Here is a 13,418-nt window from a genome sequence, read left to right as displayed (position 1 = left end):
GGAGTCATGCCCCTACAAAACGGGCAATGTCCCCCCTCAAGTCCTGGGAAACACACTCGAATCGCTCCTGCGTTACCCCCTGCATCATGGGGGCATCCTGCCAAGCCAGGAAGTTGCCAAACTGAAACGGCAGATCAAAACAATGCCCACTGAACACCGCGTCAAGTGGGCTTTGCTCTGTAAAGTCACTCCACACCACAGCTCGCCCCGCTGCTTTCAGGCTAGCCGCATACTGGGTAGGAAAGCGCTGAAACTGCAACCAGGAAGACGCCGCCACAACTTGCTGATACGGTGTCAAGCCCGACTCTGCTCCCTGATACACGCCGTTTCGCAGCAGGTTGGCGGGTAAATCTTCCGCAGGCCATACACCCAAAGCCTGATCGACTTGGTCCTGCGTAACCTGCCGGTGAAAAGGCACATCAAAAAAGAACACGGAGGACTCTTGGGCAGTACAACGCAGATACACCGCCTGCGCATGGCAGGTTTGTGCCGCCCAGTCAGGATTCAATAAATCCGGCGGCATCCCGGCACTGGCCACCGGCAAGAATGCCGAAGGAGCATGAGCCAAGCGTGGCGGCTCTTTATCCAGGGCCAGCATGCCGTGCTGCATCAAGGTATCGACATCCGCCATCAGCCACTGATCGCCCAGGCTTTGTCGCACGCGCTCCGTGGTTTTTCTTTGTTGCTCGGACGTCCACGGTGTGCGCGTCCCCATGCTGAGCAAAGCCACGCGATCAATCCAGCCTCGCGTGGACTCCAGCACACTGAGCAAATGCGCGTACCAGCCACCCGCCGACTGCCCCATCAAGGTGATCTTGTCCGGGTCGCCACCAAAGGCGTGGATGCGATCTTTCACCCATTGCAGCGCCAAGAACAAATCGGCTGCCGGTAAAGGCAAGTCGTCCGCTTGTGCATCACCCAAGTGCCCCAAGGCACCCAGACGATAATTCACATTGACGACCACCATGCCCTGCGCTGCCAAACGGGTGCCGTCATACCAGTCCAAAGAGGCGCCGCCACTCATCCAGGCACCACCGTGGATAAAAAAGACGACAGGCAGACCTTGCGCTTGGGCTGGCGCCCACACATTCAGAAAGTAAGCATCTTCAGATTGGGGGTTGGCACTGCCTGCGCCCATGACCGCAGCAAGGCGGCTGGGGCGCTGCGGAAATAAAGGCACCTGATCCAGAGATGTCGCTGCCACCCGCCCCATCGCCGCCTGCGCCGCTTCAAAACGATGCGTGCCTTGGGCGTAACGCAGGCCATACCAGGCCTGCACCTCTACGCCATCGGCACGACAACGGCGCGAGGGCGCATTGATCAGCAATGTCGCCGTCATGGCTTAGAGCTTGTTGGAAATATAAGGCGTACCGGTCATGCCGTTGCCGTGCAGCTCGTATCCCATGGGCGCGGTAATCGAGGCATGGCGAGTACCGGTATTAATATCGCGCCACATCCGGCCCAGCGGGCTGTTTTCCGCAAACGAAGCGGTGCCATGCAACCAGCAAAGATTGTTCACCGCATCCACCAGTTCGTGTCCGGCATGGCCGATCCCGGCGCGATGACGCGCACGCAGTTCCAAGGGCATGGGCACTATGCCAGAGGCAGCCGCATCAATCTGCGCCGCAGCACGTTCCAACAATAAACGGGCGCCATCAATCTGGATACTGGCCGAGCCCAAGTTCTGCACAAACGCCCCCGAGTCCGACTGTTTCTTGTAATGGGTATAGGTAATGCCACGCTTGCCACTGACGCCACTGGTGAAATCCACGGCAGCTTGAGCCGCTCCCAAAGATGGCGCTTGAATGCAGGTGGACATGGTCAGGTGCGGCGTCAAACGACGGCCAAACGTGGCCGAAGGATCTTGCTCCTGCACATCCCCCATCAATTGCTGAAACGTGATCAAGCGCTCTTTGGGCACCCACAGGTTTTCAGCCACCATGGTGTTGGAGCCAGACCCTCGCATACCGATGGTGTACCAGGTGTCCTGAATTTCAAACTCATCACGACGCATCAACACAAAGCCCACGGTAGGCTCGACCAGCTCGCTTTCCTTGATGAACAGAATCCCCAGCGCCCAGTCCGAATGGTTGCTGTTCGATGCAAAAGGCCACTTGCCCGTAATGCGCCAGCCATCGCCATCCGGCCTTGCCGTGCCTTGCGGTTGAGCAAAAATGGACGCAGCACGGATAGGGCCATCTGCAAACACCTCATCGAGCATCGCATCGCTAAAACGGTTGGCCAGCATGACCGAACCATTCGAGATCACCACACACCAGGCGGCTGCCGGATCGTAATAGCCCACGGCGCTGGCGCACTGCAAGAGCATGTCCGCGCCACCCTCGTACCCGCCGTAGCGCTTCAAGGTCGAAATGCGCCAAGCCCCGGTGGACTCCAAAGCCTGAACCGCCTCATCCGACAACACGCGATTACGGTCAGCCTGTGGGGCCAGCTCGCGTAACAGCGGACCGATCTCATGGATACGTTCCAGAATCTCCTCTGTCTCCTGACGGGATGGGGCCTGAGTAACGGTGATCCGCTCGTGCTCGGCGACCAACGTAGCTCCTGTGATAGCCATAACTGCTCCTTAGAATTATTTGATGTAGCAAATTTATATCTATCGTCAGTTAATCGCAATATCAATAATTATGGAAACAGTCGAAAACCCATGTTTTATTGGGTTTATTCGGGTTTCCACCTAGTAAAAATCACGCCTTCTTTTTATTTTTAATTGCATAAAACTAACGATCAAAAATAATTTGAGCGTAATGATAGAAGAAAAAGACAGGAGCGGAACGGCCCGCCAAAGCATGAGGCGAAAAAAAACCGCCGACCCGAAGGTCGACGGTTTTTCATGTAGAAAACTGGCTTTAACAGCCTGTTTTCATTACATGTTTTCGATCATGACATCGCCAAAACCGGAGCAGGACACTTGAGTAGCGCCTTCCATCAGACGGGCAAAGTCATAAGTCACTTTACGCGAGGTGATGGATTTTTCCATGCTGGAAATGATCAGATCAGCAGCTTCGGTCCAGCCCATGTGACGCAGCATCATTTCAGCGGACAAAATCAGCGAACCTGGGTTCACGTAGTCTTTGCCAGCGTACTTGGGAGCAGTACCGTGGGTAGCTTCGAACATGGCCACGGAGTCCGACAGGTTGGCGCCGGGAGCGATACCAATACCACCCACTTGAGCAGCCAGAGCGTCGGAGATGTAATCGCCGTTCAGGTTCAGTGTGGCGATAACGTCGTACTCGGCAGGACGCAGCAGGATCTGTTGCAAGAAGGCGTCAGCAATCGAATCCTTGACGATGATCTCGCGACCGGTCTTGGGATTCTTGAATTTGCACCATGGGCCGCCGTCGATCAATTCAGCGCCGAATTCTTTTTGAGCCAGTTCGTAAGCCCAATCACGGAAGCCACCTTCGGTGAACTTCATGATGTTGCCCTTGTGAACGATGGTCACGGAAGAGCGATCGTTGTCGATAGCGTACTGGATGGCCTTGCGCACCAGGCGCTCGGTACCTTCGCGGGAAACAGGCTTGACACCAATACCGGAAGTATTGGGGAAGCGGATCTTGTTCACGCCCAGGGTGGTTTGCAGAAAATCGATCAGCTTCTTGGCGCTTTCGGACTCAGCAGCAAATTCGATACCGGCGTAAATGTCTTCGGAGTTCTCGCGGAAAATGACCATTTCGGTCTTTTCTGGCTCACGCACAGGCGAAGGAACACCCTTGAAGTAGCGCACGGGGCGCAGGCAGACGTACAGGTCCAGTTGCTGACGCAGGGCCACGTTCAGGGAACGGATGCCACCGCCAACGGGAGTGGTCAGAGGACCTTTGATGGACACGACGTAGTCTTTAACGGCATCCAGTGTTTCTTCTGGCAGCCACACGTCGGAACCGTACACCTTGGTGGATTTTTCACCGGCGAACACTTCCATCCATTCGATCTTGCGCTTGCCGCCATACGCTTTGGCAACCGCAGCATCGACCACTTTGATCATGACTGGCGAAATATCCACGCCCGTACCATCACCCTCGATGTAGGGAATAATGGGTTGATCGGGAACATTCAGGGAAAAATCCGCGTTAACTGTAATTTTCTGCCCCGACGCGGGGATCTTGATATGCTGATAGGACATGGATGCTCCAGTTGTGCTCCAATATTAGGGATAGCTAAACACGGAACGCTTTTGCGTTTCCGAAGTCTTATATAAGAGTTTAACTTAATTCGCGCGTATTCAGGCACCTGTAAACTCAAAGCTTGTCAAAAATGCTTGCATTCTTGACAACTTATCTATTCTACACGGCCCCGATGGTGGCTTGTACCAGCCAGTCATTCTCACCGTTTCCCGTAAAATGCGCGCCAAAGATTCGCATTTTCTGACCATTTTTTTCTCGACTCCACCATGTTCAACCCCTCTCGCGAGCAGGTTCGCCAATTTTTCATTGAAGCTTGGGACAAACACCAAAGTGGTCATCTGCTGACCGCTCTAGAGACCATGGCAGTGGATCTGGTACAGCAGCACCCCGAGTACCACGACGATTTACGCAACGCCGATGCCGTCAGTCAGGACTATTCCGTGGAGCAAGGACGCAGTAACCCTTTCTTGCACCTATCCATGCATCTGGCCATCAATGAGCAACTGTCGATTGACCAGCCTCCGGGCATCAAGGCAGCATATCAGCGCTTATTGACCAAGCACGATCAGCATGCCGCAGCGCACATCATCATGGAGGCACTGGGCGAGGTGATCTGGGAAGCACAACGTCTGGGCACGCCGCTAAACAATGAGCGCTATATCGAATTGATTTTGCGCCACAGCACGCGCGACTAACGCCGCAAGCTGCTTTACTTCCTATGGCTTAACGGGCCGGGCTGACGCGACAGCCACACGGAAATACTGTCAATATCCGCTTGGCTCATGGTGTTGGCCATCGCTCCCATGATCGCGTTCTTGCGAATATTGGACGTTGCCGGCGCTCCGGCCTGCCCACGCTTGTACGCCATCAAGGCCTGACGTAAATAATCCGCATGCTGGCCAGCCAGAATGGGATACTCCGGATTCAAGGGCGTTTTCGCATCCTCGCCATGACAGGAGGCACAATTCAGGTTCTTCCAGGCTTGTCCGCCTGCATTGACCAAATCGTCAGCAGCCATTGCCTGACCGCCCCCTGCGACCATCAGCCCCATTGCCACCAGTAAGACTGTTTTTCTCATACGTACCTCCCCGTCCTTAAGGTTTGTTGCCCGCGTAATACGCGGCAATGTCCGCCATGTCCTGTTCGGACAAGCTCAGCGCAATGGCTTGCATGGTGGGGAAGGTTCGAGCACCGCTGGCATACTCCTTGAGCGCCGCTTCTATATACGCAGCACCCTGCCCGGCAATCATGGGAACGTGATAGACCTCGGGAAAGCTGGCCTTGTAACCGGGCAAGCCATGACAGCCTATACACATGGAGATCTTGTCGCGCGCCGCCTCGGGATTGGCCTTGATCGGCTCGGAATCCTGCGCCTGGGCTGCCCAGGGCAGACAGGAGCTGGAGGCCAGAAGAAAGAAAGAGACACACCGCTTCATTTGCAACTTCATCATCGCTATTCGCTTTGTCGTGGAGTTGAAAACGGTCCGGGTCAGGCTCTGCGTCTATTGCAGCAAAAGGTGAATCAACGCGACACCTGGCTCTGTGATGCTGACCGACGAGTACTGAGACGATTGTATGATAATTGCCAAGGATGACTGATACTAGTATTTATACCCGAGTTTCTATTCTTGACAGATCAACATTTTAAGTACAAGTTTGAGCCGATTTATGACTACTACGACCCGTTTTGAAGGCACCGACCAGTACGTTGCCACCGATGATTTGAAGCTGGCCGTCAACGCCGCTTTGACGCTACAACGTCCTTTGCTGATCAAAGGCGAGCCGGGTACCGGCAAGACACTGCTCGCCCTGGAAGTGGCCCGTGCCCTGGGACGCCCCCTGCTGCAATGGCATATCAAGTCCACCACCAAGGCGCATCAGGGTCTGTATGAATATGACGCGGTCTCGCGTCTGCGCGACTCCCAATTGGGCGATGAGAAAGTCCACGATATCGGCAACTACATTGTGCAAGGCACCTTGTGGCAAGCCTTTGAGTCCGAGGAGCCTACTGTCGTTCTGATCGACGAAATCGACAAGGCCGATATCGAGTTCCCCAATGACTTGCTGCAGGAACTGGACCGCATGGAGTTTCATGTCTATGAGACTCGCCAGACCGTCAAGGCGCGCCACCGCCCATTGATCATCATCACGTCCAATAACGAAAAAGATCTGCCTGACGCCTTCCTGCGCCGCTGTTTCTTTCATTACATCCGCTTCCCAGAGCGCGAGACCATGGAACAGATTGTGGCCGTGCACTATCCCAACCTGCGCAGCGACATCCTGTCCAGCGCCCTGGATACCTTCTTTGCCCTGCGCGATGTCCCTGGCCTGAAGAAAAAACCCTCCACCTCGGAATTTCTGGACTGGCTGCGTCTGCTACTGGCTAACGACATTCCGGCCGATGCCCTGCATGAGCTGGATGAAGGCCTGCCCCCCATGGTCGGTGCCTTGCTGAAAAACGAACAAGACTTGTCCTTGATGCAGCGTCTGGCCGCCATGAGCCAACGCAGCCAGCGCCGGAGCTGATATGCAGACAAGCGCTTTTTCCCAACCCATCGCTCCCTTGACGCTGCAAGGTTGGGGCGTGCGTCTGGAGCCTTTGCAACTGGCGCATGTGAAATTGCTGGAAGCGGCTGCGGCCGATGGCGAACTTTGGAATGTGCGTGTGACCAGCGTCCCCGCCCCCGGCCAGACCCAGGACTATGTCAACAAAGCTCTGGACGGTCTGGAACAGGGCCATATGCTGCCCTTTCTGGTATGGGACCTGAGCACAGACCAAGCTGTCGGCACCACGCGTTATCACGACATTATTGCGCCAGTGGGCCGCCTGGAAATCGGCTACACCTGGTATGCTCGCAGCGCCCAGCGCAGCCACGTCAATACCGCGACCAAGCTGCTCTTGCTGCAACATGCTTTCGAGACCTTGGGAGCTGGCGTCGTAGGCTGGCGTACCGACCACCTGAACTTCAAATCCCAGCAAGCCATCACCCGCCTGGGAGCTCGTTTCGACGGACGAGTTCGCCACCATGCTATGCGCCGCGACGGCACGATACGCGACACCCTGTTCTACAGCCTGATGGCAGGCGAGTGGCCGGATGTCCGCGCCCACTTGCTGGACAAACTAAGGCAGCACGGCCATGTTGCTTGATTTCTTCTACCACCTGCGCGAGCGCGGCCTGCCGGTTTCCATTCAGGAACACCTGACGCTGCTGGACGCATTGTGCAAAGGGATCATGCCCCCCACGCTGGACGATTTTTACCATCTGTCCAGACTGGTGCTGATCAAGGACGAAACCCTTTACGACCGCTTTGATTTGGCCTTTGGTGAGTTCTATCAGCCACAGTTGGAGGCGCTGGCCAAGGACAAGACCTTGCCCGAAGACTGGCTGCGCAAAACACTGACCCGCAACCTGACGCCTGAACAGAAAGCTGCATTGGAAAAGCATGGCCTGGAAAAACTGCTGGAGATGTTCAAGGAACGTCTGAACGAACAGCAAGGGCGACATGCGGGCGGCAGCAAATGGATTGGCACGGGTGGCTCCTCACCGTTTGGACATGGTGGCTATCACCCCGAAGGGATCCGTATCGGCGGCCCCTCTGCAGGAAACCGTACCGCCATCAAGGTCTGGGAAAAGCGCGAGTTCGTGGATTACGACGACCAGCAAGAGCTGGGCACACGCAACTTCAAAATGGCGTTGCGACGCCTGCGCCGCTTTGCCCGCCAGGGCGCCCCCACCGAGCTGGATCTGGACAGCACCATACGCGAGACAGCTCGCAATGCCGGCATGCTGGATCTACACATGCAGGCCGAGCGACAAAACCGGGTCAATGTGCTGATGCTGCTGGATATTGGCGGCAGCATGGATGACCACATCGCCCAGGTAGAATCCCTGTTCTCGGCTGCACGCTCTGAATTCAAGCACCTGGAAGCGTATTACTTCCATAACTGCGTGTATGAATCAGTCTGGCGGAACAATGCTCGCCGTCAAAGCGAGAGGCTGGATACCTGGGATTTGCTGCGCAAGTACAACGAGGACTGGCGCATCATTATCGTGGGCGATGCCACCATGAGTCCTTACGAGATCATGGCTCCAGGTGGTTCTGTTGAGCACTACAACAAGGAAACTGGTGCGGCCTGGCTGCAACGCCTGAACGATCACTGGCCACGTATTGCCTGGCTCAACCCGGAACCGCAGGCTTATTGGCCGTATCGACAATCCATCGCCATCATTCAGAACCTGATGTCCGACCATATGTACCCCGTTACCAGCGCAGGGCTGGAAGAGGCGATGCGTTACTTGTCGCGCTAAACAACCACCTTCTGTTCGACGACGGACAGGAAATCAACACCCGAGGCGCCAAAGACAAGGGCATAAGGTCAGCCAAGGGCGCTTTCCCTTCAGACATAAAAAAAACCCGCACAGTCACAAAACTGCTGCGGGTTTTTCATCACGCTTTTCAAGCCATCAACGCCCTTTCTGACGCTGCAACATCCCAGCGCGCTGCTTCTCCAACTCATTGATCTGACGCTGCAATTCACGCAGCTGCTCACGGGCTTCACGTTCCTGCTCGGCCAGAGCCTGAGCTTCACGGCGGGACTCTTCACGCTGGGCGATGGCCAAAGCTTCTTGCTGACGCTGCAAAGCCAGATCGTTTTGCAAAACAGTCAACTGGTCCGCGCTTTCATTCAATTTCTTTTCAGCATCAGCCACTTCGGCCTGCAGCTTGATGCGCTCCAGATCAGCGGCGGCATAGTCTACTGTGTCCTGACGGTACTGGGTGTACATACGCTCGGCCAGGGATTCGTCGGTGGTCTTGAACACACGCCAGAATTCACGCTGCTGAAACAGGGCCACGTAATACGTCATGCTCTCGGCAGAGAACAGCAAGCTGGCACCAAAACGACCGTTATAGGCAGTACGCAGCTCTTGGACGGCACGCGCCTGAATCAACTGCTGCAACTGGGCCACAGTGGTGTTCTGATAGGCAGGCGCCGGTGCCGGTGTAGGGGCCACTTCCGGCGAAGCGACAGGCGCCACTTCCTGGACATCTTGCTCTTGAGTTTGCGCCACTACAGGCCGCTCTGGCTCCTGCACCAAAGACATCGAGCTGCACCCTGACAATAAAAAAAGTCCTCCCAAGGACAGCAACGCCGCCGTCTTCTGACTAAGGTTCACCATACCCATCCCTTGATAATCCATTTTTTTGTGTTTAGCTTGATACACAGAATCAGCCCGTATTCTAAACGCGCGTTGTCGCATCTTGTGCCTTTATGTTGAATTTGCGCATCTTTTCCCACAAGACTTTGCGAGAAATTCCTAATACAGCAGCCGTATCCTGGCGTCGCCAGTTCTGCGTATCCAGAACATTGATAATGCGAGCGCGCTCCTCCTGCTCCTGCGCACTCAGACTGATGACCGGCTCGGGCCGCTCCAAAATAGGCGCCCCTTCAGGCAAAGCCATGGCCGGAGCCATCACCGGGGCGTTAAAGCGTTCCAGCACTTGCCGCAGTTGTACCGACTCCCAGGCACCGAACTGTTTACTCATGACAGCAACACGTTCAACCAGATTAGCCAGTTCCCGCACATTACCGTTAAAGCGCATGTTGCCTACGGCATCCAGCACCCATTGCGGAATATCTTCAACGTCACACTCCAGCGCCTGTTCCAGCAAGGCGCAGAAAATAGCGATCTTTTCCTGAGAGCCGCGCTGCTCCAGGTTCGGAATCAGCAGCTCAACCACGGCCAGACGGTAATACAGATCAGCGCGAAACTGACCCTGCTGCACCAAACCCAAGAGGTTTTTATTGGTGGCTGCGACCATACGAAAATCGACCGGGATCTGTTGCGTCGACCCCAAGCGCGTCACGCAGCGCTGCTCCAGAACGCGCAGTAGTTTGACCTGTTGATGCAAGGGCAAATCCCCAATTTCGTCCAGGAACAGGGTGCCTTGATCTGCCTGCTCGAAATAGCCTTTATGAGCGCCAATTGCGCCCGTAAAGGCCCCTTTCGCATGGCCGAAGAAATGAGCCTCGAACAAACCCTCGGGCACTGCCCCGCAGTTCACCGGAACGAAAGGGCCTTGGGCACGTGAGGAGCGCTCGTGCAACAGTTGGGCAATACGCTCTTTACCCACGCCTGTTTCGCCATGAATCAGCACACTGGCCCCGCTATCGGCGTACATATCCGCCTCAGCAATCAAGGCTCGCATCACAGGCGAGACGGCAACTAATGGCTGAGGGCCACCCTGCCCTTCACGCTCGACCTGTGCGGTCAAGCCGGCCAACTTGGCAACCAGAGTACGCAACTCGGCCTGACTGAAAGAAAGCGGCAAAGTATAGGAGTACGCTGACGGGTAAAAACGGGGGTCATAGCCCCGGTTCTCCGAAGCGACCCAGATCACCGGAATGGCATGCTCAACCAGCCATTGGTGCTGCTCAAAACGCCCCTGGGCCATCACACTGACAGACACCAGAGCAACCGCATGACGCGTGGGATGACGCTCGGCGTCCAGCACCAAGGAAGGCTCTACGCGCATGACCGCTACCGAACTGGGCTCCATGGCACGCTCAGCGCGCGTCACCAGATCGGAGCTGCCCTCCCAGACGTATAAAACAGGTTCATTACCCATAAAGCTGACACTCATTGCTGTGTTCGCCTCCCGCCCTATTGCACCAGATAGGCAGTACCACACTGCACATCGTGAAGTTTCACATCAGCCTCGACCAGACTCAGGCCCAGCAGCTTTAGCAACCCCTCCAGCAGCGCGCTCAAGCCTTGCAATACAGGGTCCAGCAAAGCGACAACCAGACTTAATACGGCACCGACCAGGTTGGAGTCTTTAAAGACCAGCACCTCTACCGCTCCTGTCCGGCACTCGCGCATCGCTTGTTGACCACCAATACCACCGATCACGCAGGCCAGATCACTCAAGGGCGCACCCAGCAGGGTTGTCAGCAAATTATCGACAAAGCCCAGGGTTCCGCCCAGCACACCAATCAAGCCATTCTGGCTCATGGTGCGGGCCAGTTGATCCATGCGTTCCTTGGACCAGTTCATCTCGTTCACAACAGCCGACACTGATCGACCTGCCCCATCCCCCACCAGACTTTCTGCCATCTGACGCTTGCCGGATGCACCGCTCCATGGGGTGTTCAACAAATCACCGAGAATGCCGGAAAGAACGGCATCAGAGAGCAGACGCACACTACGGGACAGGTCCAGTTGAGTGGCATTGACAGTCGCTTCCGAAGGCTCGCCCGGAGGTGCCGTCAGCGTCACGTGAACCGGATCTTTGGTATCAATCAGGGGTAAGGTCACTTTGGCCGTCAAGGGCAAAATACCCAGCACGTTAATGATGCGGTGACGCTGAATATCCCCAAAGGACTCATCCTTGCAACTGTTGCTGGTCGAGAAGAAATCCGAATGCGGAAATTTGCCCAGACACACGTTCACCAAGGAGGAACTGACCGCAATGGTGGCCTGATTCTCGGCAATCGGAGCGCGGCAGATATTCACCAGTTCGCCAGAGGCCTGGGACAATTCGATAATGACCGGCAGGCTGACTTCCGTCCCCAGGATTTTCAAAATCGGGCCTGCCAGCGGAATCTTGGAGGTATCCAGATTCAGATAAACACGTACACCTGCCGAATTCGCTTTAGTGCCTACCCCGCCCATGGCAATACTAGGCGGCTCTACGATCCGTACTCGCAAATCCAGGGCATTATTGAACATATCGGTCAAACCGGCTGGCAGCGCCGTCAGGTTCAGATCGATCAGGTTCTGACCATTGGCCACCACCAAACCGGTGTTGACCAATTGCAGCACATCCAGATTCACATTCAAGGCCGACAGAGGATCCACACCATTGATCAGGGCCAAGATACCGCCATCCCCCAGCAGCTTGATCGGCAAATCCAGGGGGCCGACACCCAGCAGCAAGCGAATATAGTCCTGTAAGGCGCCAACATCCAGACCCAGTGTTTTTTGCTGATCCAGCAAATCCAGACTGGCACTTAGCAAATCAGCCAAGGTCAGTTGTTCCAGTTGCGCCAACTCCTGCGGCGTTCCGACACCGGCAATGACAGTGGCAGGCAATCCCAGGGCTTTCAACAAACCGGAAGGCGTAATCTTGGCATTGACCAGACCAGCTGAGTCCAGCACAGTCAATTGATCCGGACGCAGACCTACGCCGCGCAGCAGGTTATAGACCAGGCCATTGCGTTTTAAGGACAGCAATCGACTGCCCACGGAAAAGGTCGCAACCGGCTCGCTGTTCTTGGCAGTGGCAACCGCTTCGATCACCGAAGAGGTGAAAAAGGGAAACAAGGAAGGGGGTTGATAACTCAAGTGGACGCGCACCGAGTCAGCGGGCAAGGCGGGCACGAAGCGCTGGGCCGGGTCACTTTGGTTGCTGTTCCATTGACCACAAAGGACTTTGGCGCCATCGCCCGTCAAACCCGCCGCAGGCGAATCGGGCTGGCTACGCAGGCTGAACCTGGCCATGTTCTCACCTTGCTGGCAGCCCAGTGCATCCCCAGAACCCAGGGCCTGCGCCCCAGCCAAGGCAGCCAGGTCAGCCGCGTTTTGCAGCCCCCGCTTCACATGGAAGTTATGTCCCAGGTGCGCCGCCCCCAGCAGCACCAGCCCCACCAGCAAAGCTGCGGCCGCAGGCACAATAATGGAACCTTGCTGCTTGTGTGCCTGCTCGTTTTGGGTTCGAGTTATTCCCCATTTCATCTCGCTCTCCTGGCCTGCTCCAGCCCTATAGGCTTAATCACTACTGTTTGTTTTGATGCGTTCTTTCATGTACTCAGGAATGGGATGCTTGAAACTATTCAAGTAACGCTCCCACACCAGATTGGCTGCGGCTCCGTGCACGGGCAAGACCTTGCCTTCCCGGTCCGGGTCGGCCTGCATGCTAAGTAGGCTGCGGGTGTCCGGGCCTACCTCGATGCGTGGTGGGATATGGCGACGCTCGTTCTGCACATGCACAGGCAGGCCTTCCACCTCAGGCCAAGGATGTACTTCCTCATCGCTCAAGCGGTACTTTTCATAAGGCTGGCGTTCAGCCGGCGTTGCCGCCGCAGCCACCGGTGTATCCATACCCTGATTGCTGGCTGCTGCCGGGCTGGTGTTGACCGGGTACGTGCGGGTGTCGGAAACCATGGTTCCAGTCAGTGGAGCTTGTGTCTGCGCCCAGGCACTACTGGCCATCAACAAGGTGCAGCAGGCCAAAATGCGGGATCGGTTCATTGCGATATCCTTGAAAAAA

Annotated in this window: 13 protein-coding genes; 4 read left to right on the top strand and 9 right to left on the bottom strand. The window is 55.9% G+C overall.

Features of this window, described 5'->3' with window-relative positions:
- Positions 1–4: 4 nt before the first annotated feature.
- From LNA76_RS00945 to icd, 3 genes are all read right to left on the bottom strand, one after another.
- Positions 5–1,339 carry a carboxylesterase family protein gene (locus LNA76_RS00945; RefSeq protein WP_230017666.1) on the bottom strand — a complete coding sequence of 445 codons (1,335 nt, stop codon included), beginning with the start codon at positions 1,337–1,339 and terminating at the stop codon, positions 5–7.
- 3 nt (positions 1,340–1,342) lie between these two features.
- A complete protein-coding gene (locus LNA76_RS00940; protein ID WP_230017664.1) occupies positions 1,343–2,578 on the bottom strand; it encodes an acyl-CoA dehydrogenase in 1,236 nt (411 codons plus the stop codon).
- A gap of 309 nt (positions 2,579–2,887) precedes the next feature.
- Complete coding sequence (gene icd / locus LNA76_RS00935; RefSeq protein ID WP_042488358.1) at positions 2,888–4,144, bottom strand: NADP-dependent isocitrate dehydrogenase; 1,257 nt, start codon at positions 4,142–4,144, stop codon at positions 2,888–2,890.
- A gap of 267 nt (positions 4,145–4,411) precedes the next feature.
- On the opposite strand from icd, the gene LNA76_RS00930 reads away from it, so the two are divergent.
- On the top strand, positions 4,412–4,840 hold the full coding sequence (locus LNA76_RS00930) for a DUF1841 family protein (RefSeq protein WP_094197385.1): 429 nt from the start codon (positions 4,412–4,414) through the stop codon (positions 4,838–4,840).
- Positions 4,841–4,854: 14 nt separating this feature from the next.
- Here the strand turns inward: LNA76_RS00930 and LNA76_RS00925 are convergent, their stop codons facing one another.
- Together LNA76_RS00925 and LNA76_RS00920 are read right to left on the bottom strand one after the other, a co-directional pair.
- Positions 4,855–5,223 carry a c-type cytochrome gene (locus tag LNA76_RS00925; RefSeq protein WP_121739368.1) on the bottom strand — a complete coding sequence of 123 codons (369 nt, stop codon included), beginning with the start codon at positions 5,221–5,223 and terminating at the stop codon, positions 4,855–4,857.
- Between the two features lie 16 nt (positions 5,224–5,239).
- Positions 5,240–5,596, bottom strand: a complete 357-nt coding sequence (locus LNA76_RS00920; protein ID WP_108727795.1) for a c-type cytochrome — start codon at positions 5,594–5,596, stop codon at positions 5,240–5,242.
- A gap of 217 nt (positions 5,597–5,813) precedes the next feature.
- On the opposite strand from LNA76_RS00920, the gene LNA76_RS00915 reads away from it, so the two are divergent.
- The 3 genes from LNA76_RS00915 to LNA76_RS00905 are packed head-to-tail and all read left to right on the top strand — an operon-like array spanning position 5,814 to position 8,455.
- Positions 5,814–6,671 carry an AAA family ATPase gene (locus LNA76_RS00915; RefSeq protein ID WP_230017662.1) on the top strand — a complete coding sequence of 286 codons (858 nt, stop codon included), beginning with the start codon at positions 5,814–5,816 and terminating at the stop codon, positions 6,669–6,671.
- A 1-nt stretch (position 6,672) separates the two neighbouring features.
- The gene (locus tag LNA76_RS00910) at positions 6,673–7,293 is read left to right on the top strand and encodes a GNAT family N-acetyltransferase (RefSeq protein ID WP_230017660.1); all 621 of its coding nucleotides are present in this window, start codon (positions 6,673–6,675) and stop codon (positions 7,291–7,293) included.
- Positions 7,283–8,455, top strand: a complete 1,173-nt coding sequence (locus tag LNA76_RS00905) for a vWA domain-containing protein (protein ID WP_094197390.1) — start codon at positions 7,283–7,285, stop codon at positions 8,453–8,455. Before LNA76_RS00910 ends, LNA76_RS00905 begins: the two co-directional genes overlap by 11 nt.
- Positions 8,456–8,611: 156 nt before the next feature.
- Here the strand turns inward: LNA76_RS00905 and LNA76_RS00900 are convergent, their stop codons facing one another.
- The 4 genes from LNA76_RS00900 to LNA76_RS00885 form a co-directional block, all read right to left on the bottom strand.
- Positions 8,612–9,250 (bottom strand): DUF2968 domain-containing protein, encoded by a 639-nt coding sequence (locus LNA76_RS00900; protein ID WP_094197391.1) that lies wholly within the window; start codon positions 9,248–9,250, stop codon positions 8,612–8,614.
- A gap of 136 nt (positions 9,251–9,386) precedes the next feature.
- Positions 9,387–10,790 (bottom strand): sigma 54-interacting transcriptional regulator, encoded by a 1,404-nt coding sequence (locus tag LNA76_RS00895; RefSeq protein ID WP_094197392.1) that lies wholly within the window; start codon positions 10,788–10,790, stop codon positions 9,387–9,389.
- 20 nt (positions 10,791–10,810) lie between these two features.
- A complete protein-coding gene (locus LNA76_RS00890) occupies positions 10,811–12,883 on the bottom strand; it encodes a pilus assembly protein TadG-related protein (protein ID WP_230017658.1) in 2,073 nt (690 codons plus the stop codon).
- 33 nt (positions 12,884–12,916) lie between these two features.
- Positions 12,917–13,399, bottom strand: coding sequence for a DUF3613 domain-containing protein (locus LNA76_RS00885; RefSeq protein ID WP_230017656.1), 483 nt, complete (start codon positions 13,397–13,399; stop codon positions 12,917–12,919).
- Positions 13,400–13,418 lie beyond the last annotated feature (19 nt).

It is taken from the genome of Alcaligenes sp. MMA (assembly GCF_020907215.1).
Lineage (GTDB): Bacteria > Pseudomonadota > Gammaproteobacteria > Burkholderiales > Burkholderiaceae_B > Alcaligenes > Alcaligenes aquatilis.
Note: the sequence above shows the minus strand (reverse complement) of the source record. Positions and strands in the feature narration are given on the sequence as shown.